Here is a 22,390-nt window from a genome sequence, read left to right on the forward strand (position 1 = left end):
TATTTTACACAAAACCTACACCATGGGTGATGACTTCTATAGCGAGGGTAGAATATGGATCAAATTGTACAGAATGTAGTCAATATCTTTAATGATTTTTTATGGTCTAAGCTGCTCATCGTATTGCTGATTGCCGTTGGCCTGTATTTCACGGTGGGGACCAAGTTTCTGCAATTTCGCCTGATCGGCGAGATGTTCCGGGTCATCCGCGAACCCAAGAGCAAAGCGAAGGGAAGCATTTCGCCCTTTCAGGCATTTGCCATCAGTATGGCAGCCCGTGTCGGGACAGGGAATATAACCGGGGTGGCTCTGGCCATCTCGCTTGGAGGACCCGGGGCCGTATTCTGGATGTGGATTATTGCGCTTATCGGTTCGGCATCCAGTTTTATCGAGAGTACGCTGGCCCAGATCTATAAAGTAAAAGATGGGGCGGGTGGTTATCGCGGCGGTCCCGCTTATTACATGCAGCAAGGATTAAAGAAACGGTGGATGGGCGTGTTGTTTGCGATCCTGATCACCTTGTCCTTCGGTCTTGTCTTTAATGCGGTCCAATCCAATACGATTACGATTGCCTTCGAGAATTCATTCGGAACTGACCGATTAACCATCGGCATTATTATGGCGGTTATCTTCGCGGTTATTATCTTTGGCGGCGTGAAGCGGATTGCCAAAATGTCGGAGCTGATCGTTGTGGTATTGGCTGTCCTGTATGTCGGTGCCGCGCTGTTTATCGTATTGGCGAACATCACCAAGCTGCCGGAAGTTTTAACTCTTATCGTCAAAAGCGCGTTCGGCTATGAGCAGGTTGTTGGCGGGTCGATCGGTGCCGCTCTCATGAACGGGATCAAAAGAGGGCTGTTCTCCAACGAAGCCGGCATGGGGAGCGCGCCTAACGCAGCGGCTACCGCAACGACAAGCCATCCAGCCAAGCAAGGGCTGGTGCAGGCGCTGGGCGTATTGATCGATACGCTGGTCATATGTACAAGCACCGCCTTCATCATTCTGTTTACCGGTGCCTATCAGCAGACCGGACTTGATGGAATCGCCCTGACGCAGGCCGCGCTGGGCATGGAGATGGGGGCATGGGCGTCCGACTTCCTGGCCGTTATGGTCTTCCTGTTTGCGTTCAGCACGCTGATCGGCAATTATTATTACGGGGAAACCAATATCGAGTTTTTGAAGTCGAATCGGGCATGGATATGGGTTTATCGAGCTTCTGTGCTGGCCATGGTTATCTTCGGTTCCGTTACCAGCGTGAAGCTGGTGTGGGATTTGGCTGACCTGTTCATGGGATTGATGGTGATTGTGAATCTTGTGGCTATTACGCTGCTATCCCGAACGGCCTTTGCCGCGCTTCAAGATTACATGAAGCAGAAACGGGCAGGCCTGAATCCTGTCTTCACCAAGGATAGCATCAAAGGGCTTGATGATGTGGAGTGCTGGGACGGACAGAACGCCCCATTCACTGAAGTGAAATAATATAGAATATTCGTCATATAGAATCGTTACGGTAGCTGCGTGTCTTCAGCTGCTGTAGCGATTTTTCTTATTTTACCGTAACATTAGCGCGATTAAACCGTTGTCTACATGAGAAGGTAGAGAGGAGATGGATACGGAAGTGATGAATCGGATAACCTGGCAGATAAGGGTGAAGCAGCTTATAAATGCTTTGTTAGCTGCGTTTCTTATTTATGGCGTGTATTATGCAATCGTCTACATCTACCATGAAGAATCCGGCCTGAACGATAAATTCTTAAGGTCTGTCATGACAACGGTTGAATTGCATGAGAGTGGACTTGTGGTAGATAAGCGCGGCTTGTCTTCGGTAGAAGTGACGCCCTTCCTCACCCAGAAGAAAACGCTGAAAGTGTACAGGGATGTGGGGGAATGGCAGGTAATCGTTGGAGAGCTTCACGCGAAGAAGAGGTTATGGGGAGAATTGACCTATTCCATTGAAGAACGGGGGCATTATCTGAACGGGGATGAAAGAAATCCCTTTTACCTGCACTCTGCCCTGCTGGAGGGTGGGAAGATTACAGACTCCCTTCATCAGAATGGTGCAATGAATCAGTTAGAAAAGCTTGAGGACGGCAACGTGGCGGAAATATTCTTCTCGCTTCGAACGTTGAAGTCGCCGGAGCAGGTCTTAAAGCTCTTGTCGGACTACGATGTTAGAGTAGCTAATATGGCTGTATATGCAGGTGAACTCAAGGCATTTAAGCCTGGTAATTACAGCTCTAGCAGTGCTGGTCACAGAATCCCCCATTTTACATTGAGGCCCAAGGTTCAGTTTAGCGATAACCATTTTCTTTCTGCCTGGCATACTTACTTCTCAATGGATGCCGGGATCACGGATCATGTGCAGCAACTGATCGCCGACGTTGAATGGATGACGGACAACATCAAATATAACGGTGTGGATGAAGACAAACTGCGGCTGGCTTACTTAAAGAAAAATGGGGTTCAAGTTTACGGAGCGACCGTTACGGGACCTGTGCGTGAGCTGGAGAAGCTGAAGGAGGAGTCGGAATTCTGGGGATTCCGTTTGGGCCGCATCGAGGTATGGAATTGGAGTTAAGACAGCCAGGCTGTGCTAAACCATTACATAATATGGATGGAAAAAAGGCCTCAGCTTGAGGCCTTTTTAAATTTAAGGAAGTGAAGGCAGACGATGTGGATCGGCAGCATGCCAAGGGGCATCCCTTCAGGCCAAATGCCGTGTAAGGATGCCCCTTATAAACTACGTTAAATATTTATCCCGTAGAATATTCAGGTGATGAAGCTCATGACCGGCAACGACATAGGCGGCTGCCCGGGCGGAGAGCGGGTAATTGTTGAACGTGCCCTGGCGAAGCAGCGCTTCCTCCGTCAAACTTCCAACCAGCGTAATGGTAGACTGCCGGACGGCAGCATAATCCTTGAGGGCTTCCCGTAACGGAAGATGGCTGAAGGGAGAATTTTGGACAAAAATCTCCCGGTCGTACCCCGAGAATTCACGGGCATCTCCACGCGCGATGTAGAGAATGCGGTAGTTCCATAAGCGCTCTACATCGGCGATATGTCCGACCACCTGTTTTAGACTCCATTTCCCTGCCGCATAGCGAACATTCGCTTGTTCTTCCGTCAGATCGCTAAGCGATCGTAACGTTTCATCATGCTGCCGCTGCAAAACTTCAGCAATATGGCCTTCGGGGACAAGAGAGACGTATTTTTCGGCGAGGGGCAAATATTCATTAGAATCAGGCCTTGTGTTCATAACAAGTTCCTCCAGATTAATTAATAAGAGCTTCGTTAAAATTTATGCCGACAGGTCAAAATGAATGAATGGATCAGGTTGCTTGCGCCCAGATCAGATGAACGATGCCGTTCCAATAGCGTTCTGTCTTCAGGATGTTCAGTTCCGAGGCATTCGCAATCTGGATCATGTCCCTGTTATAATGACAGCCGGATATCCGCCGTGCTGCCGGGTTGATCAGATGCTGAATAGCGCCTAGGAACCGGTTCGTGCTCATGCCATGCTCCAGTAAATAAACGCGGCCGCCGGGTTTGGCCCAGCGATTGATTTTATTCAGAGCTTTGACCGGATCCTCGTAGCCGCATAGCGACAGGGTGGATACAACACAATCATAGGAACGTTCCGGCAGCTCCAGCGTCTCGATATCCCGCTCTAGGAAATGGGCCCGGATACCCATCTCGGAGGCCATCCGCCGTGCACGGCTTAACATCTCGGGACTGAAATCGACAGCCGTTACGTTCACCTTGTCACGAGGATAGAAGGGGAAGTTCGCGCCGGCGCCGACAGCTACTTCAAGCACGCTACCCTCTACATCGTGAAGCAGCCGCTGTCTCCATTCACCGAGCCTGCGCTGTCTGGTGTTCCTTTCATATATCGCTGCCTGCTTATTGAACTTCCGAATGAGGGATTGCTTATTCACGCGGGATTCTCCGGGCGACGCCGGTTTTGATCGCCGCTTTCACGACAAGCTCGCGAATGGCTTTCACGACGTTCTGGTTAAATACGCTTGGAATAATATACGACGGGTTGCGTTCCTCATCCGATACGGCGGACGCGATGGCTTCGGCTGCAGCCAGTTTCATCTCCTCATTGATCGTGGTTGCTCTGCAATCCAGGGCTGCACGGAAAATACCCGGGAAGCAGAGGACGTTGTTAATTTGGTTCGGATAATCCGAACGTCCGGTTGCAATGACGCCTACAATATCCTCGACTTCTTCCGGTTTAATCTCCGGCGTAGGGTTTGCCATTGCGAACACGATCGGATCCTTAGCCATGGCTTGTACGTCTTCGCGGCGAAGCAGGCCGCCGGCGGATAGGCCGATAAACACGTCGGCACCTTGGATCACTTCGCGCAGGGAACCTTCAACTTTATTCGGATTCGTATGCTCTGCGTACCATTGCCACATACTATTACTGTACTCTTTTCCAGCAACCAGCGCACCCTCGCGGTCTACGCCAATGATGTCCTTGACACCGGCCGACAGGAGGATTTTGCTGCATGCCACGCCCGCAGCGCCGATTCCGCACACAACGATCCTGACTTTATCGATTGTTTTTCCGACAATTTTCAGGGCATTGATCAGTGCCGCATACAGAACGACCGCTGTGCCGTGCTGGTCATCGTGGAACACGGGAATATCCAGCTCATCCCGCAGTCGTTGTTCGATCTCGAAGCAGCGCGGGGAGGAGATATCCTCCAGGTTAATGCCGCCAAAAGCCGGTGCCATGGCTTTGATGCAAGAAATGATCTCTTCCGTATCCTGGGTATCCAGGCAGATCGGGAAGGAGTCTACACCTGCAAATTGTTTGAAGAGCATCGATTTTCCTTCCATCACCGGCATGGCCGCATAAGGGCCGATATTGCCCAAACCGAGCACGGCGCTTCCATCCGAGATGACGGCCACCGTATTTCTTTTAATCGTGAGCGTAAAGGCTTTTTTCGGGTCTTCCTGAATGGCTGCGCACACCCGGGCAACATCTGGCGTATAGACGCGCGACAGATCATCGCGGTTTTGGATCGGAATTTTAGGCTGGGTTTCGATCTTGCCGCCGAGATGCAGCAGGAAGGTACGATCCGAAACGTTGACGAGCCGGACGCCTTTCAGATTTTTCACGGCATCTGTAATTTTTCCGATATCGACGCTGTCCGTGACCGTAATGGTAATATCGCGTACGGTAATGTGGCCGCTCGCCTGAATGACGTCGATAGCGACCATGTCTCCCCCGGCTTCAAATATGGCGGATGCTACCTGACCGAATTTGATTTCTTGTGTATTCATTTCTAGTCTGAGGATAATGCTCTTTCCTCCGAGTCCGTTGTTTTCCATGGTTACCTCCAAATGTTTGATCGATTTCGACATTCTCAGTGTATGTAACTATGCAAAATGTTAACGTTATCATAGTTCGCTGAGCAGTGGTCAATTTCCTGTTTCAGTATAAAGAAACCGTGATATATATAAGAAGGATTTTTTGGAAATGCAAAATGTCAGGGAAATATAATCAAAAGCAGCTTATTGTGAAGGAGGGAGCGCCATGAATGCCAGAATCGAGGAACTTGAAAAACGTTTGACGACCCAGCATCATAGGGATCTGTTCCTTCAGATGAAGCATACGTTGAAAGCCGTTGACGATTTGGCCGAACAGCACCGGATCTACCAGGCCGTTCAGGCACTCAGCGGCACACGCATTGTAGGATCGGAGGAGAACGTGTATTTTGACACGTTGAATCAGGTCAAGGAGCAGATCATTCATACCCTGGAGCTTACGATCGAGGACTTGGAGCATAAAGGGGATAAGCATTATCAGAAGCACTTTAAGGACGGCGTGGAATAGGAGTTGTTGCGCGGTCAAAACGGAAAGAACAGCATGGAACGAAAGCATGGTTCCCCCAGGGGAGGCATGCTTTTTTTGTGATTTTTTTCTGCAATTTCCGTGTGTTTTCATAACATTTCAGGTTACATATTTATCCAATTTCATTGAAATGTGTAACAAATCGTTGATTAGTGTTATGGGATAGGGCTTCCATATGCTTTAAAATAATTATAGTACTGGTAAAGCTTGGACGATGGTTGTGGAAGATTTCCAAGTTTAATCAAGTTATCAGTCAAATTAAGAGGGTGACTACTGGATCAAAGAAAGGGAGGTGGGCCGAGCAGCCGGAGGTTGTGTAAACGCTTTATTTATTATCTTTTATATTAAAGGAGGATTAATTGTATGACTTTAAGTTTGCCGAACAAAACTTGGCTCAAGAATCTGATCATTGCCGGTTCCACGATGTTGTTGATGACCTTGTTCATGGTATTATTTGCTGATAAAGCTTCTGCCCACGGATATGTCGATTCCCCAGGCAGCCGCGCCATTCTGTGTAAGCAGGGGCAAAATACCGATTGCGGCGCAGTCGTGTATGAGCCTCAAAGCTTGGAAGCTCCTAAAGGCTGGCCGAACGCAGGCCCTGCCGATGGCAAAATCGCCAGTGCAGGCGGCGTGTTCCCTAAACTTGACGAGCAATCCGCAACTCGCTGGAGCAAAGTAAGCATTTCCCCGGGAACCACAACGTTCCAATGGCATTTGACAGCCAACCATGCGACGGCAAGCTGGAAATACTACATTACAAAAGACGGCTGGAATCAAAATGCTCCTTTGAGCAGAGCTTCGTTTGATCTGACGCCTTTCTGCTCCATTAACTACGGCGGTGTAAAACCTCCGACAAACTATGCATCCACTTGTAACGTTCCTGCAAAGTCCGGTTACCATGTCATTCTGGCGGTATGGGAAGTAGCTGACACAGCTAACGCTTTCTATAACGTTATCGATGTGGACTTTGGCGGTGGTGGAACGCCGAACCCAGGCGTACCGGCACCGACAGGACTTACTTCCCCAGCCCAAACCAACAACAGTGTTTCCTTGGCATGGGCAGCTTCCACAGGTGCTTCCAGTTACGAAATCTACCGTGACGGATCCCTTGTAGGTACTTCCACTACAACCTCCTATACCAATACGGGGTTAGCCGAAGGAACGTCCTATACGTATACTGTGGTCGCCGTCAGCAGTACGGGCAGCAAATCATCCGCATCCGCTCCGCTTACCGTATCAACATCCGGAAGCGCAGCGACCTATCCGGCATGGAGCGCAACAGCCGTTTATTTAGGTGGCAGCAAAGTCAGCCACAACGGCGTGAACTATGAAGCAAGATGGTGGACTCAAGGCGAAACTCCTGGATCTGCCGAAGTTTGGAAGGTCATTCCTTAATCGATAGGGTGAGAGATCCGGCGTCTTATGACTGCCGGGTCTTTTTTTTAGCAGCCGGGCAGGGAATGAGAGAGTGGGGGGAGATTTCCTTTTGTTACTTCCATTAATAAGCGTAGAGGAAATAGCTTCCGTCGACTACGCATTGTCCCTGGTGGCTCTTGAAATTACCGATCGAAATGTTGTGGGTTCACTGACTGTCGATGTTCTTCATTCGATGATTTCATGGCTTTCGTCAACTTTAACGGACCCTAGTTCCGTTATTTAAGATCATAACCCGATTTTTCACAATGTACCGGACTCCAGATCCGCTATTATGAGAAATACGGGAGCAAATACCAACTAAAACCGCAAATAAGGTCCGCTGGGTCCGCTAAAGTTACTAAAAGAGCTGTTTTCTATGAAATAAGGTATTCTGAGTCCGTTAGGAATTTCTTATAACAAAGAACAAGTACATCGTGCGCACTGCTCCCTGAGCGCACGGTGCGTGGCCCGGGGCATGCTTGGATCGACTGTCGACCGTTGAGTTTTGGACATATTGAATGATATGGCGATCGTATTTTTGGACATATTGAACGAAATAGCGATCGTAATTTTTGGACGTTCAGTGAATTATCTGCTTATTGCTTTTGGTCTAAGCGGGGGGATGGCGAAAAAAGAGCGGGCATGGATGGGAAACATAGCAGTGGAATATAAATAAACAAGCTGCCAGCAAGCAGCAGCTTGATAAGGCACCCCTAGGGGTGCCTTATGTGTTATCTGAAAGAAGTTCAGGAATGCCGAGGTACGCAAAGGTACGCAAAGGAATGCCTAGGTGTGCGAAGGAATGCTGAGGTACACAAAGGTATGCAAATTATGAAAGTATGCAAGGTACGCAAAGTATGCAAAGTATGAAAGTATGCAAGGTATGCGATATGCAATGTATGCAAAGTATGAAGGTATGCAAAGTGTGAAAGCCTCAAACTCTGTACACGGTAATGCCCCGTTCCTGGAACGGCTTGATATCCGAGTCGGAAGCCTCAGTGCCGGTGACAAGAGTATGTATCGCGCTGTTGGGGGCGACCGTGTGCAGAGACAGCTTGCCGATCTTGCTGTGGTCGGTGACAACGACAATTTCACCTGCGGCCTGAATCATGTTCTGCTTGGCCGGGACGAGCAGCGCTTCCGGGTGCATGAGGCCATGCTGAGGATGCAGGGCAGGGGTACCGATAAATGCTTTCTCGACATGCAGGGATTTCAGCACATGGTCGGTAAACATGCCGTTTAGCATGTAACTCGAGGGGTACAGCTCCCCGCCGGTCAGGATGACTTTGATGCCCGGAGCATCGCGAAGTTCGACGGCCACGTTCATATCGTTCGTAATGACCGTAATGTCCGATCGGTGCACAAGATGCGTTGCAATATGAAGGGTGGTTGTTCCCGAATCAATGATGATATTCTCCCCGTCTTCCACGAGAGAAGCCGCGAGCTGACCGATGCGTATTTTCTCATCCCGATGAAAGTTGGTTCGCTCATTAAAGGACGGCTCGTTATGCGTCCATTGCTCCATGATGACCCCGCCATGCGTGCGTTTCAAAGCGCCCTCCTGTTCTATCTCCGCCAGATCGCGGCGGATGGTTGCCGTGTGAACACCGAATTCAGATGCCAGCGCAGCAACCGTTGCTGTTCGGTATTGCCTTACATAATCAATAATCCTTTTCTTTCGTTCATGTGCTAGCAATCGATAATTTCTCCCTTCCTAAATAGACAATGAGCTGTGCAGGTACGTTTGTACATACAATGCGCACTTTTGCTCTTTTATGCTTAAGGATTCCATGTCTATCTAGTGTACTCCCAGTATGTTAATGCCATGTTAAATCCCTTGATGCGAAGCGAATTTACAAAATCCGTACGAAGGTCTAACACTCTCCTAATATTGCACATCTACAATCGAATTAAATAAAAATGAACAAAAGTGATCATTACATGTGCATTTGGTGCGTACTTATTATCAGATGCATGTAAGGGATTTCATTTTTATGGATTCATTTATTATTCGCTTGTCATGACAGCATCATTACACTTTCGTGAGGGGGATCGCTCTTGGCATCCATTGAATTTGTGAAAGTAAGCAAGTCGTTTGATCGTCAAACCGTCATACAGGACCTGGACCTTACCATCGAGGACGGAAAATTCACCGTGCTGGTCGGTCCGTCAGGCTGCGGGAAAACAACGCTCCTAAGGATGATCGCGGGCATTGACCCTCAAACCTCCGGTTCCGTTCTTATCGATGGCAAGGATGTTACGCGCATTGCGCCGGGTAAACGCGGCGTGGCCATGGTATTCCAGAATTACGCGATCTACCCGACCATGTCGGTCCGCGAGAATATCGAGTTTGGTCTCGTGAACAACAAGGTTCCCAAAGCCGAGCGTACACGTCTGGTGGAGACTATAGGGGCAACCGTTGGACTGAACGATTACTTGGATCGCAAGCCATCCACCTTGTCCGGCGGACAACGGCAGCGGGTGGCTTTGGCCCGGGCGATGGTTAAGAATCCGTCCGTTTTCCTGATGGATGAGCCGTTGTCCAATCTGGATGCCAAGCTCAGGGTTCAGATGCGGATCGAGCTGATTGAGCTGCATAAGAAGCTGGGAACGACCTTTGTCTATGTGACCCATGACCAAATCGAGGCCATGTCGATGGCAGACACCATCGTGCTTATGAACAAAGGCGTCATTCAGCAGGAAGCGCCGCCAGAAGTGGTGTACCGGGAGCCCAGCAATCTGTTTGCGGCCCAGTTTATCGGGGTTCCCCCCATGAACATTGCGCCGCTTGGCGACGATCGCGCGACATTCGGATTCCGTCCGGAGAGCGTCGTGATCGGCACAGAACCGGAGTCGTTTCATTATACGACCAAGGGGGAGGTCATCACGCGCGAAATGCTGGGATCCGAGACGATTTATCAGGTGAGGACAACGGAGGGCCAGGCATTCATGGTGAAGTGTCAGGATGACCAGTTCCATGTCGATCAGGAGGTACATCTCGGCGTACCGGCGGATAAATTGTTTTTCTTCGGAGCGGATGAGAACCGGATCGAAGCGCAGGACGTCCGCTATAGGGAGTTCATGGAGCGGCTGAGAGGGCTGGCTCATGGATAAGAAGCGGATCTGGGAAGGGATCAGGCCCTATGTGCTGATCGCGCCGGCCATGGCTGGTATCATACTGTTTGTGATGTATCCGGTAGGTTATCTGATTTACTTAAGCCTGTTCAAATACAACCTGATGAACAAGGATAAGAGCAAATTCGTCGGACTGGACAATTTCACCCAGATTCTGGGCCGCGGGGATTTCTACAAAGCGCTCTGGAACACGTCCATCTACACAGTCGGCGTCGTTATTCTAACCATGCTGCTATCCTTGCTGATTGCGGTATGGCTTAACAAGAAGGGGCGTTTCAATTCGGTCGTTCAGGCCGGGATTTTTACGCCGCACGTCGTTTCGATTGTGTCGATCTCATTGGTCTGGCTGTGGTTGATGGAGCCGAATCAAGGACTTCTCAACTATATCTTCAAGCTGGTGGGACTCCCGCCGTCCGCATGGCTGCAAAGCTCCAAGACCGCATTGATTTCCGTCATTATCGTATCGGTCTGGCAGGCTATCGGCTATTACACCTTGATTATCGTGGCAGCCCTGCAGAGCATATCGCCAAGCATTTATGAAGCGGCGGCGCTGGATAATGCCAGCAGGTTCAAGGTGTTTTATAAAATCACATTGCCGATGATTTCGCCGCAGCTGTTTTTTATCCTGATCATCATGACGATCGGTTCCTTCAAAGTCTTCGATACCGTTCAGGTGATGACAGGCGGAGGACCGAATAATGCAACGACTACGCTTGTGTATTACATATACGGCTTCCGGACGACCAATATTGGTTATTCTGCCGCGACAGGCGTTGTGCTTATGGCCATTATCGGTTTGCTCACGTTCATTTATTTCCGGCTGCTGTCCAAAAAGGTCCATTATCAATAAGGCTTTGGCCATGCAGAAAGGAGGCACAGTTTGAAGACCTTTGACTTAAAAATCGTATGGACAATGCTAGGTTATTTGCTGAAAGCCGCGGTGCTCATGATATTTATCTTCCCGTTTCTGTGGATGATCTCCACCTCGCTCCAGACATTCCGGGAAACGATGACGTTTCCGCCAACGTGGATTCCAGCCTCGCCGCAGTGGGGCAACTTCGCGGAGGCGATGCAGGCAGGTCCTTTTCTGACCTATTTCAGGAACTCGGTTGTTGTCACGGGATCCATCATCGTTCTGCAGTTCCTGATCATGATCCCGGCCGCGTATGCATTTGCCAAGTATAAGTTTCCGGGAAAAACGCTGCTGTTCGGCATGATCCTGCTGGCCTTCATGATCCCGGGCCAGGTGACGTTCATTCCGGTCTATCTGATGATGGCCGATTGGGGATTGGTCAAAACCCTGCTGCCGCAGATTATCCCGTTCATCTCGAATGCCTTCGGCATCTTCCTGCTGCGGCAATATTTCATGCAGATTCCGGAGGAAATCATTGAAGCGGCCCGCCTTGATAATGCGAGTGAATTCAAAATCATTCGAAAAATCATGATTCCCATGTCGAAGCCGGCACTGGCTACCATTGCGCTGTTCAGCTTTGTCAGCCACTGGAATGACTATTTTTGGCCGCTCGTCATGACCGATTCTGCTGCTGTCCGGCCGCTGACCCTGGGGATCGCCATGCTAAGGGAGACTGAGGGCATCAGCAACTGGCATATCATTATGGCCGGGAATGTGATTCTGGTGGTGCCGATCCTGCTTGTGTATGTATTCTGCTCGAAACACATCGTGAAGGCTTTTGTTTATTCAGGCATTAAATAATTACAGGAAATGACAGGGTTCAGCAATTCATAATCGAATAATTAATGGAGGAATGAGTCATATGAAATCCAAATGGTATACACTGCTATCCGTCATCATGCTGTTCAGTTTGCTTGCCGCATGCGGTGGCGGGGGAACTTCCAGTGATCCAGGCGAAGCCCCGGGTAGCGGGGGAACCGAAGCCCCGTCCGGAGACAAAGGGAAAACCACGGTTCAGTTCTGGCACTCGCTGGGCGGCAAGAACGGGGAATACATGGACGCGCTCATCCAGCGTTTTAATGCATCCCATGAGGATATCGAGGTGATAGGCACCTTCCAGGGAAGTTATGACGAGACGGTAACCAAGCTGCAGCAAGCGATAGCATCCGATACCGGTCCGGATGTCAGTATGCTGGAGCGAGCCTACGTTCAGATGTTCGCCGATTCGGAAGTGCTTGAAGATCTGACGCCTTATCTAGAAGGCTCTGGCATCAGCGTCGAAGATTTTACGCCGGGACTGATGGGACACTCCACCTTCAATGATCAATTAGTATCGCTGCCGCTGAACCGTTCCACCCCGATTCTGCATGTGAACAAAACATTGCTGGATGAGCAGGGTCTTCAAATTCCGACCACATGGGAGGAGCTGAAGGAGGTCGCCAATGCGCTGGTGGTTAAGGAAGGCAGCGAGTATAAGCGCTACGGCGTTACGATGCCTTATGACACTTGGTATCCGATTGCCATGATCTCGCAGGCTGGCGGCACTTTTTTCAACGATGATAATACGTCGATCGGCTTCGGGGATAACGGCGCAGGCGCCAAGATGTTCACTTACCTTAAAGACCTGCAAAGCACAGGCGCCTTGTATTATCCGCCGGCTCAGGATTCCGGCAACATTGTGAACAGCATGTTTGTGGAAGGCAAGGTCGGAATGATGTATCAATCGACGGGATCGATTGGCGGGCTGTCCAGCGCGGTGGATTTCGATTACGTGACGGCATTCCTGCCTAAGGACGAAGTATATGCGAATCCGACCGGAGGCGCGAATGTGACGATGCTGTCTTCTTCCAAGAACAAGGAAGCGGCATGGGAGTTCATCCGGTGGATGGAGATGGAAGAGGAAGGCGGTCTTGAATTTATTTTGCAATCCGGTTATCTGCCTTTCACGAAGAAGATGGTAGAGTCGGAGAAGATCCAAGAGCTGTGGGCCAAGGAACCGAACCGCAAAGTCGCCTATGAACAGCTGGAATTTGCGACCGATACCAATAAGGACGTAGCATGGCCGGAGATTATGCATGAGTTCTTTTCGGCCATGGAAGCGATCATGTACGACAGCAAGGATATTCCGGCTACGCTGGATACCTTCAAGAAAGAGACGGAACGGATTTTGGCCCAATAACAACTGGTAAAGGAGTGGCAGGACATATGATCGAACGACTACGGGAACCATCCTGTACGATGGTGGCTGCACATCGCGGGTATAAATCAGCTTATCCGGAAAATACGCTGCTGGCCTTTCGCAAGGCGCTGGAGTTAGGGGTAGATATGCTGGAGTTTGATCTTCGGCTGACGCGGGATAAGGAAGTGGTGGTTATCCATGATGCAACGGTTCAGCGCACGACGAGCGGCGCCGGCGAGGTGAGGGATTATACGCTTGCAGAGCTGAAATCCCTCGATGCGGGTGGCTGGTTCGCTCGGGAGTTTGAGGGATTGAAGATCCCGACGCTTGCGGAGCTATGCGAACTGCTCCGGGAATATCCCGAAGTTCTGTGCAACGTGGAGATTAAGCCAAGCCCTGATGCTATAGAGGCAGCAGACCTGGCGATTGATGTGCTGAACCGATACGGGTACCTGCCGCGCTGTGTATTCACCTGCTTCGATGCAGAAGTTCTGACCCATATTCATGATACGCATGGACTGAAGACCCAGGGTTTTCCTGGCGAGAAAATGTCCCGATTTGTCCTCGGCGAGGATGGAACCTACTCCAAGATGTGGGCAATCGGCGTGGAGATGTCGCTGCTTACGCCGGAGCTCGTTGCCCGGTTTCAGGAGCAGGGACTGCTGGTCTGGAGCTATTGTCCGGACGATGAGGAGGGTGTCCGCTATTCGCTGGAATGCGGGGTTACCGGCATGACCTGCAATGACCCGCTGCCGGCGATGGCTGTGATCGGAAAGAAGGGCACGCCGATATGACCTCCATTTTATCGAATGTCCGAAGTTTGGCGGCGGACTTACCTGCTAGGCAGCTTTCGAATCTGGATGAAGTGGAGCTGGTTCAGATCCAGTCCGGAGCTCTGCGCGAGGTCGCGGGTTACCTTGAGACGAAACGCTGGACCTCGGTGGTGATGGTCGTCGACGGCAATACCTATGACGTAGCGGGCCAGCCGCTTGCGAGCCTGCTCACGAAATCCTCGATTCAGGTCCAAGTCACCAGGCTTCATCCGGACCGGAAGGGAGATGTTATCGCGGATGAGGTTTCCCTGATTCAGGTCATACTGGATATCCAGCAAAGCGGGGCGAAGGCGGTGCTGGCGGTAGGCGGGGGAACGATTCATGATATTAGCCGGTATGCTGCCTATACCGCGGGTATTCCGTTCATCTCTATACCCACGGCCGCTTCGGTGGATGGATTTAATTCCAAGGGAGCACCCATCATTATACGAGGGGAGAAAAAAACGATTCCGGCCATTGGACCGAGCGCGATTTTTGCAGACGTCGATATTCTCATGTCGGCTCCCCCACAGCTTACCGCAGCCGGGTTCGGTGATATGCTGGGCAAGTATACATCCCTGTTCGACTGGAAATTCGGAAGCCTGGTGGCCGATGAACCCTATTTGCAAATCTCGGCGGATATTACGCGATCTGCGCTTAACCAGTGCGTGAAAGGGATGAAACAGATTGCGGAGCGAACCGAGGAGGGGGTGCGCCTCTTAATGGGTGCGCTCGTCGAATCCGGCTTAGCCATGCTGCTGTTCGGTCAATCCCATCCGGCTTCAGGCTCGGAGCATCATCTGTCCCACTATTGGGAGATGGAGTTTATCCGGCTGGGGGAGAAGCAGCTGCTGCACGGTGCCAAGGTAGGTGCCGCTTGCGTGGAAATCTCGAAGCTGTATCACCGTCTCGGGGAACAGGGGCTTGAGTTGAACAAAGGCGCCCCCCAGGGTGCGGATGACGCTGCACTTCGGATCACGCAGCACTGGAATGAAATCCGGTTGCATATAACGCAAATCCCGGAGCCGGCAGAGCTGGCTGATATGATGCGAACGGTCGGCGGACCGGCTGGGGTGTCGGAGCTTCCGATCAAGAGCGAATTGTTGAAGCGGAGCCTGGGTGAGGCTCACAAGGTTCGAAACAGCCGGTACACGCTGCTCCATGCTTACAATGAACAAGGATATCTGTTCGTAAATTAAGAATCCTCATGCAATGAAATAAGGCTGTTCCCTAAAAGCGGATTATTCTGCTTGGTAGGGGACAGCCTTCTTTGCTCTTATCTTAGCCGTGCTCCTATTCCTCCGTTCCATATAAACTCAGGAAAATCCCGCTATATATTGGCAGGGACTAAAGATGTATGAAAATATTTATATATATTTAAATCTTTTGAACTAGATGGACTCATGGATTTTCGCTTTCTCGCGTTGATGTCGAATTGTGTAAAATGTCTCATTAACCTCTCAAAAAACGAACATACCCTACCGATAACTAATAAAGTGGAGTCTTATTTCACCATTTTATACCATGATTTTTCGATGTGATTTGTTCATTTTTTGTTTGTAGAGAGAAAGTCCTTACAGAAAAAAGAGCACTTGCAAAAATTTTGGACGAATGATCGGATAGGACCCAGGCACTATTTTTGGGGAGGGTTTACAGCATGCTAAAGAGTCTCAAGCAAAAAATGATTACAATGATTTGTTTGCTCTTGCTCGTCAGTCTTGGATCCGTCTTTGCCGTAACTTACAACCGGTCCTCCGTATTGCTTCAGGAGAGCCTGGACAAAGAAGCGCAGCTTAGCGCGGAGAAGCTTGCGCTTCAGATCGACCAATTTCTTGACGTGGAAATTGCAAAGGTTGAAAGCGTGGGGAAATTCGTCACGGGGAATAAAGCGCAAGACATGCAATTGATACAAGCGGCGCAGGAAGTGAACCCGGAATTCGAAACCTTTTTCTTCTCGTACGATTTGACCGGGAAGAATGTCATTAACTTTCTGGGTGAAGTGACCGATGTATCCGATCGCGTTCATTATCAGGAGGCCGGGAAGGGCGAAGGCAAGCTGGTTGTATCGGAGCCGGTGCTTTCCAAGCGTACGGGCAACAACATCGTAACGATGATCATTCCGTTAATGAAGGATGGAAAACAGTACGGTTATATGGGTTCTACGCTTCCGATCAACGAGGTGCAGAAAAAAGTATCCTCCCAAACCTTCGGAGATACCGGATACGCATTTCTTCTAAGCAAAGCGGGAACGTTCATGTGGCATCCATCAGAGGATTTCGTCCTTCAAAAGAAGGTCGAAGACGTGGAGAGCACGGAATTATCGCAAGCTTTTGACAAGGTGCGTCAAGGAGAGATGGGAGAATTCGAATATGTTCTGGATAACGTCGAATACACGGCTGCTTTCGCTCCATCCAATTTGAATTGGGGCATATTCGTAACGGCACCGACCAAGGAGCTGAATGCTCCGATCACGGAGATGTCGGTTACGTTAGTCATTATTTCCGTTGCCGCGCTGGTCGTTTCCGCCGGTGCAGCGGTTTGGTTCACGGCACAGATCGTCCGGCCGATCCGCAGGCTCAACACGGCAGTTAAGGAAGTTGCGGCAGGAGATTTGACCAAGACCATTCAGGTTAGCGGCAAGGATGAAGTTGCCGTCCTTTCCGGCGATTTTAACCAGACAGTATCGCATCTGAAGCATCTGGTCCTCGGTGTGAATGATTCCTCCCGACAAGTTATGTCGGTAACGGAGACCGTTTCGAGCGGGGTGGAGACGGCTATGAACAGCGTGGATCGTATCGGCGCCTCCATTCGTCAAATTGCCAGCGGCGCGAATGCTCACGCCTCAAGCTCCAACGAAATCGCCGTATCGATGAGTGACATGGCTAGCGGGATCGTCAAAATAGCCGAAACGTCCTCCATGGTATCTGAAGCTGCACAGGAGGCGGCAAGTCAAGCGGAGACCGGATCGGTTGTCGTTGAACAAGCGGTGAAGCAGATCGGCAACATCGGCGCGGGCACGACCAAGGTCGGCACGGCAATTGAGCGCTTGAATGAGCGTTCTTCCGAAATCGAGCAGATTCTGAGCTTCATCACGGAAGTGACCTCCCGGATTCGCTTGCTATCCTTGAATGCTTCGATTGAAGCAGCCAGAGCAGGCGAGCATGGACGCGGCTTTGCAGTCGTGGCTGAAGAAGTCAAGAAACTGGCTGGACAATCCGAGGTATCGACCGATCAGATCGCGAAGCTGATAACGGAAATCCGCGAGGACACAATTAACGCCGTACAGGTGATGGACGTAAGCCGGAAGGATGTACAGGATGGAATTGCGCTGATTGAAGAGGTGCGCGAGAAATTCGATAACATTTTGAGTGCGACACGCAACGTGGCTGACCATATTCTGGAGGTATCGGCAGCTTCCGAGGAAATGTCGGCGGGATCCGAACAGGTCAGCGCTTCGGTGGAAGAGCTGAAATCCATCGCAGATCTGACTTCCAGCGACGCCCAAAATGTGTCTGCCGCTGTGGAAGATCAAATCTCAACCATCAAGGAAATTTCGAACTCCGTTAAACATCTGGAGACGGTCGCTCAGGAGCTTAGCAAAGAGCTTGCCAAATTCAGGCTTTAACATTCCGTTCTTATGGACCGTACGTATGGGTACTTGAGAGGGGGGATGCCTGGAAGAAAAGAGGCTCAAATCGTAACGTGGAAGGCAGTAAGTCACGGAAAGTACCAGCAAGACGATGATCAGAGTGTTTCAGGCAGATCGATGCCGCTGCCAACCAAGGGGCATCACGATGTACAACTAGATGAAAACTGGAGGAAATGAAGACATGGCTAAGAATTGGAAAAAGGTATTACTAGCAGGGGTAGTCAGCTTATCATTGGTGGCAACGGGTTTTGCTGCAAACGAAGTGCTCACATCACCGGAGGTATCCGCTAAATCAGCTTCGACCAATGCACCCGGACAACTTAAGAAACAATCGGCTTCCCAGCTCGACGAAATTATCGAAAGAGGCTATATCCGGGTTGGTATGACAGGGGATTACAAACCGTTTACATATTTAAATCCTGCTACAAAAGAGTATGAAGGTTATGACGTTGACGCTATGGAAGAGCTCGGTAAAGATCTAGGCGTGGAAGTTCGTTACGTCAACACCACATGGTCCAACATGATGAAAGACCTGCAGGCTGATAAATTCGATATCGCAGTGGGCGGCGTTACCCGCAACACGGCAAGACAAAAAACGGCGTATGTATCCCAAGGGTACATTTCCTTCGGTAAAGCCCCATTGATTCGTGCTGAAGACAAGGACAAATACCTGACGATTGAAGACATTAACAAACCTTCGGTTCGCATTGGCGTGAATCCGGGCGGAACGAACGAGGTGTTCGTACGCGAGCATCTGACGAAAGCTAATGTGACTGTCGTTCCAAATAATCTGGATATCCCGCATTTGGTGGCGGACGGTACGTATGATGTGATGATTACCGATACGATCGAAGCGATTACGTATGCAAAAGCAGATTCCAGACTGTATGCTGCATTGACGGATAAGCCGTTCACGAACAGTGAAAAAGGCTACATGATTCCTCGCGGCGACTTTGAATATGCAAGCTATCTGGAAATGTGGATTGACGAAATGAAGCTGCAAGGCAAGTTTGCGGACATTCATAAAAAATGGTTGGAGTAGGTTAATCAGGCTATGAGCAGATAGCCAATCCCTGCCAGCAGACCAGGCTGAAGAGCCTGGTCTGCTGGCTTTTTTGTTTTGTCCAATAAAGTGAAGAGGGCGTCCCCTCGGCGTCCGGGAGGTTTACCAACCAAGCAAAAAGGGTAGTAAATAGACATGGACTTTGACCAAAACTACATCAGGATATGAAATGGGGGGCAGACCATGAAGCTTGGTACAAGGATCGCGGCGTGTTTGGTGATGGTATTGATGCTGGCCGCGTGCGGTGCAAAAGAGGAATCGGGACGCGTGCAGATTGAATTTTTTCAGAATAAGCCTGAGGCTAAGGGCTCCTTTGACGCACTAATTGAGAAATTTAATCAATCCCAGTCCGAGATCAAGGTTGTTCAGGTGAATCCGCCGGATGCGGAGACCGTACTCAAGACAAGAGTTGTCAAGAATGATATTCCTGACATTATCGGCATGGGTGCAACCGATACGTATTCATTGCTTGCGCAAAGCGGCATATTTATGGATTTGACGAATAATCCGCTGCTGAGTCAGGTGGATGAGACCTATGTTCAGATGCTGAAAGACGTAGCGGGGATGGACGAGGTTACAGGCATTCCTTATTCAACGAACGCTAACGGCGTCATGTACAATCCGGAAATTTTCAAGGAATTGGGGCTCAGCGTTCCCAAGACCTGGGACGAGCTGTTAGCTACGGCGCAGAAGGCCAAGGATGCGGGGATAATCCCGTTTTATTTCACTTATAAAGACGATTGGCAGACGGTGCTGCCGTTTAACGCATTGGCATCCAATCTGGAAGGCATAGAGTTTTACATGGATCGCCGGGGAGGCACGGTAACGTTTGCCGAGAAGTATCGAGAGATTGCGGAGAAGCAGCTCGCGTTGATGGACTATGGCCATGGGGATAACTTCGGCAAGAACTACGCGGACGGCAACCGGGGGTTTGCGAGGGGTGAATCGGCCATGTATATCCAGGGAACCTGGGCAATTCCGGAAATCCGGAAGGCCAATCCGGATGCGCCGATCGGCTTCTTTCCTTTGCCAACCGGCGATCATCCGGAGGAGAATAAACTGATTTCGGGCGTTGATACTCTACTGGCTATTTCCGAGGATTCGAAGCATAAAGAGGAGGCTCAGCGTTTCATTCAGTTTCTGCTGGAGCCTGAGAATAGCAAGCAATATATTACGGAGCAAACGCTGTTCTCGACCGTTGAGGGCGTAACGCAGGATGATCCTGCCGTTGCAGAGCTGCTGCCTTATCTGGAGCGGGGCCAAGTTATCGACTTTGCCGATCACTATATTCCTGCCGCTGTGCAGCTGAACTCGGTGATCCAATCCTTCCTCCAGAACAGGGACATTGACGGGTATCTACAGAAGCTGGACACCGAATGGGACAAGGTAGCGGACAGACGCTAACGGAGCGATCAACGCTGTGACACGATATCCATGAGCATTGAGGAGGACCCAACATGAACAAGCGTCTTATGCCTTATTATTTGATGACCGTGCCAGCGGTCGTGCTGTTCTTCGTATTTCTGACACTGCCGGCCTTGCAGGGGGTGTATTACTCCTTCACGAACTGGAATGGATTCGGCGATAACTTCGATTTCATCGGATTCAAGAACTACATCAATCTGTTCAAGGACGGCAACGTGGGCAATGCGTATTGGTTCACATTCAAATTCGCGGTCGTGGTAACCATCCTGATCAACATCTTCAGTCTGCTGATTGCCATGGGGCTAAATGCCAGAATCAAAGCGAGGAATTTCCTCAGAGGCATCTACTTTCTTCCGAATATTCTGAGTGTGCTGATCGTTGGTTACATCTTCAACTATCTGTTCTCGAATGTGTTTACCATCTGGGGCCAAAATCTGGGGATCGAATGGCTGTCCACCAATATTCTGGGCAGTGAACAGCATGCCTGGATCGGTATCGTGGTGGTAGCGGTATGGCAGGGCATAGCATATAACACGATCCTGTATCTCGCGGGGCTCCAGACTATCCCTCAAACACTGTACGAGGCGTCCAACCTCGATGGGGCGAACCGCTGGCAGGAATTTTGGAAAATAACGTTTCCGCTGATCGCGCCATTCTTTACGATCAACATGGTGCTTGCGATGAAGAATTCCCTGATGGTCTTTGACCAGATCGTCGCCCTTACCAACGGCGGTCCAGGCCGGGCCACGCAGTCCATCTCCCATCTGATCTACACCGGCGGCTTCGAGGGAGGGGAGTTTGCCTATCAATCCGCGAACTCCGTGATCTACTTCATCCTGATTGCCACGATATCGATTGTGCAGATTCGGTTCCTGCAGAGAAGAGAGGGGGACATGTAATGCGGACGAAAACCAACTGGACGGTGATGATTCTCATCACATTGGGGACGATACTGATCCTGTTCCCGCTGTATATGACAATCACGATTGCGCTCAAAACGCCGGAGGACATGCTGGCTTCCGTGTTCGGCCTGCCGAAGGAGCTTCATTTTGAGAATTTTACGAATGCCATTCGAATGACCAATTTCTTCAACGCGCTGGGCAATAGTGCGATGGTAACAACGGCAACGGTGGTACTGACCCTGCTAACCAATTCGCTTGTCGCTTATGCCATTGCCCGCAATATGAACCGAAAGTTCTTCAAGGGTTTATACTTCTATTTCATCAGCGCTATGTTCATTCCGTTCCCGATTATTATGCTGCCGCTGGTCAAGCTGACAGCCGGTTTCAATATGACGAACCTGGTCGGGTTGACCATCCTGCATACGGTGTATGCATTGGCATTTAACGTATTTGTGTATGTAGGTTATATTAAATCCATTCCGGTAGCGCTGGAGGAAGCGGCTCGGGTGGACGGTACGTCGACTTGGGGAACCTTTTGGAGAATCATATTCCCGATTATGGCACCGATCAATGCGACGGTAGGCATTCTGATCTGCCTCTCGACTTACAATGACTTCCTGCTGCCGCTCATCATTATCAGCGATACGGATTCCTACACGCTGCCGCTTGTGCAGTATATTTTCCAGGGGCAGTTCAATACAGATTTCAATCTGGCCTTTGCTTCATATCTGATGGCGATGCTGCCGATGATCATCATTTATCTGTTCGCGCAGAAGTGGATCATCAATGGCATTACGCAGGGAGCTGTGAAATAAGGAGCGGCTCGGTCATATCCAAGTGTCTTTCGATCAACGGAGCCTGAACCGGATGCTGTAGGATAGAGGGTGCCAGAGGTTAGTCGTGTATGAATATGTGCGGCCTGCTAAAATTAACAAAAAGCTGTACTCCGGCATGATGTCCATGATGTCATGCCAGGAGTACAGCTTTTTTGCTGTTATAAGGAGCCCCTCCCGCGAAAGGGCCCTTG

The 22,390-nt window shown here is 50.2% G+C and carries 20 protein-coding genes; 16 read left to right on the forward strand and 4 right to left on the reverse strand.

The window, feature by feature from the left end; all coding sequences use genetic code 11:
* The first annotated feature begins 54 nt into the window (after nt 1–54).
* Both MKX98_RS04080 and MKX98_RS04085 read left to right on the forward strand, forming a co-directional pair.
* Nucleotides 55–1,479 (forward strand): alanine/glycine:cation symporter family protein, encoded by a 1,425-nt coding sequence (locus tag MKX98_RS04080; protein ID WP_339221531.1) that lies wholly within the window; start codon nt 55–57, stop codon nt 1,477–1,479.
* A gap of 169 nt (nt 1,480–1,648) precedes the next feature.
* A complete protein-coding gene (locus MKX98_RS04085) occupies nt 1,649–2,578 on the forward strand; it encodes an anti sigma factor C-terminal domain-containing protein (RefSeq protein ID WP_339221533.1) in 930 nt (309 codons plus the stop codon).
* Nucleotides 2,579–2,740: 162 nt separating this feature from the next.
* Here the strand turns inward: MKX98_RS04085 and MKX98_RS04090 are convergent, their stop codons facing one another.
* The 3 genes from MKX98_RS04090 to MKX98_RS04100 form a co-directional block, all read right to left on the reverse strand.
* Nucleotides 2,741–3,256 carry a DinB family protein gene (locus MKX98_RS04090; protein WP_339221535.1) on the reverse strand — a complete coding sequence of 172 codons (516 nt, stop codon included), beginning with the start codon at nt 3,254–3,256 and terminating at the stop codon, nt 2,741–2,743.
* 73 nt (nt 3,257–3,329) lie between these two features.
* On the reverse strand, nt 3,330–3,935 hold the full coding sequence (locus tag MKX98_RS04095) for a class I SAM-dependent methyltransferase (RefSeq protein WP_339221537.1): 606 nt from the start codon (nt 3,933–3,935) through the stop codon (nt 3,330–3,332).
* Nucleotides 3,928–5,343 carry an NAD-dependent malic enzyme gene (locus MKX98_RS04100; RefSeq protein ID WP_194540851.1) on the reverse strand — a complete coding sequence of 472 codons (1,416 nt, stop codon included), beginning with the start codon at nt 5,341–5,343 and terminating at the stop codon, nt 3,928–3,930. The genes MKX98_RS04095 and MKX98_RS04100 overlap by 8 nt, the downstream gene beginning before the upstream one ends.
* A gap of 205 nt (nt 5,344–5,548) precedes the next feature.
* Here MKX98_RS04100 and MKX98_RS04105 point away from each other — a divergent pair, with 205 nt between their 5' ends.
* The 3 genes from MKX98_RS04105 (at nt 5,549) to MKX98_RS04115 (ending at nt 7,961) form a co-directional block, all read left to right on the forward strand.
* On the forward strand, nt 5,549–5,848 hold the full coding sequence (locus tag MKX98_RS04105; protein ID WP_071221933.1) for a hypothetical protein: 300 nt from the start codon (nt 5,549–5,551) through the stop codon (nt 5,846–5,848).
* Between the two features lie 381 nt (nt 5,849–6,229).
* The gene (locus MKX98_RS04110) at nt 6,230–7,264 is read left to right on the forward strand and encodes a lytic polysaccharide monooxygenase (RefSeq protein WP_071221932.1); all 1,035 of its coding nucleotides are present in this window, start codon (nt 6,230–6,232) and stop codon (nt 7,262–7,264) included.
* Between the two features lie 526 nt (nt 7,265–7,790).
* Nucleotides 7,791–7,961, forward strand: a complete 171-nt coding sequence (locus MKX98_RS04115) for a hypothetical protein (RefSeq protein WP_339221540.1) — start codon at nt 7,791–7,793, stop codon at nt 7,959–7,961.
* A 258-nt stretch (nt 7,962–8,219) separates the two neighbouring features.
* On the opposite strand, the gene MKX98_RS04120 is transcribed toward MKX98_RS04115, so the two are convergent.
* Entirely contained in the window at nt 8,220–8,981 is a 762-nt protein-coding gene (locus tag MKX98_RS04120) for a DeoR/GlpR family DNA-binding transcription regulator (RefSeq protein ID WP_071221931.1), read from the reverse strand.
* 362 nt (nt 8,982–9,343) lie between these two features.
* Here MKX98_RS04120 and MKX98_RS04125 point away from each other — a divergent pair, with 362 nt between their 5' ends.
* The 11 genes from MKX98_RS04125 (at nt 9,344) to MKX98_RS04175 (ending at nt 22,178) form a co-directional block, all read left to right on the forward strand.
* Nucleotides 9,344–10,399 carry an ABC transporter ATP-binding protein gene (locus MKX98_RS04125; protein ID WP_339221543.1) on the forward strand — a complete coding sequence of 352 codons (1,056 nt, stop codon included), beginning with the start codon at nt 9,344–9,346 and terminating at the stop codon, nt 10,397–10,399.
* Nucleotides 10,392–11,270: a sugar ABC transporter permease gene (locus MKX98_RS04130; protein WP_194540853.1), complete on the forward strand. Its 879-nt coding sequence runs from the start codon at nt 10,392–10,394 to the stop codon at nt 11,268–11,270. Before MKX98_RS04125 ends, MKX98_RS04130 begins: the two co-directional genes overlap by 8 nt.
* A gap of 30 nt (nt 11,271–11,300) precedes the next feature.
* On the forward strand, nt 11,301–12,134 hold the full coding sequence (locus MKX98_RS04135; RefSeq protein WP_194540854.1) for a carbohydrate ABC transporter permease: 834 nt from the start codon (nt 11,301–11,303) through the stop codon (nt 12,132–12,134).
* Nucleotides 12,135–12,195: 61 nt separating this feature from the next.
* Nucleotides 12,196–13,512 (forward strand): ABC transporter substrate-binding protein, encoded by a 1,317-nt coding sequence (locus MKX98_RS04140; RefSeq protein ID WP_339221546.1) that lies wholly within the window; start codon nt 12,196–12,198, stop codon nt 13,510–13,512.
* A 26-nt stretch (nt 13,513–13,538) separates the two neighbouring features.
* The gene (locus MKX98_RS04145) at nt 13,539–14,306 is read left to right on the forward strand and encodes a glycerophosphodiester phosphodiesterase family protein (protein ID WP_339221548.1); all 768 of its coding nucleotides are present in this window, start codon (nt 13,539–13,541) and stop codon (nt 14,304–14,306) included.
* Complete coding sequence (locus tag MKX98_RS04150) at nt 14,303–15,523, forward strand: sn-glycerol-1-phosphate dehydrogenase (RefSeq protein WP_339221550.1); 1,221 nt, start codon at nt 14,303–14,305, stop codon at nt 15,521–15,523. The genes MKX98_RS04145 and MKX98_RS04150 overlap by 4 nt, the downstream gene beginning before the upstream one ends.
* 458 nt (nt 15,524–15,981) lie before the next feature.
* Nucleotides 15,982–17,949 (forward strand): methyl-accepting chemotaxis protein, encoded by a 1,968-nt coding sequence (locus tag MKX98_RS04155; protein WP_339221552.1) that lies wholly within the window; start codon nt 15,982–15,984, stop codon nt 17,947–17,949.
* A 205-nt stretch (nt 17,950–18,154) separates the two neighbouring features.
* Complete coding sequence (locus tag MKX98_RS04160; protein WP_071221923.1) at nt 18,155–19,015, forward strand: transporter substrate-binding domain-containing protein; 861 nt, start codon at nt 18,155–18,157, stop codon at nt 19,013–19,015.
* Between the two features lie 204 nt (nt 19,016–19,219).
* On the forward strand, nt 19,220–20,440 hold the full coding sequence (locus MKX98_RS04165) for an extracellular solute-binding protein (protein WP_194540860.1): 1,221 nt from the start codon (nt 19,220–19,222) through the stop codon (nt 20,438–20,440).
* Between the two features lie 53 nt (nt 20,441–20,493).
* Complete coding sequence (locus MKX98_RS04170) at nt 20,494–21,360, forward strand: sugar ABC transporter permease (protein ID WP_220686593.1); 867 nt, start codon at nt 20,494–20,496, stop codon at nt 21,358–21,360.
* A complete protein-coding gene (locus MKX98_RS04175) occupies nt 21,360–22,178 on the forward strand; it encodes a carbohydrate ABC transporter permease (RefSeq protein ID WP_194540862.1) in 819 nt (272 codons plus the stop codon). Before MKX98_RS04170 ends, MKX98_RS04175 begins: the two co-directional genes overlap by 1 nt.
* Nucleotides 22,179–22,390 lie beyond the last annotated feature (212 nt).

The organism is Paenibacillus sp. FSL W7-1332 (assembly GCF_037969785.1).
In the GTDB taxonomy this organism is placed as follows: domain Bacteria; phylum Bacillota; class Bacilli; order Paenibacillales; family Paenibacillaceae; genus Paenibacillus_AQ.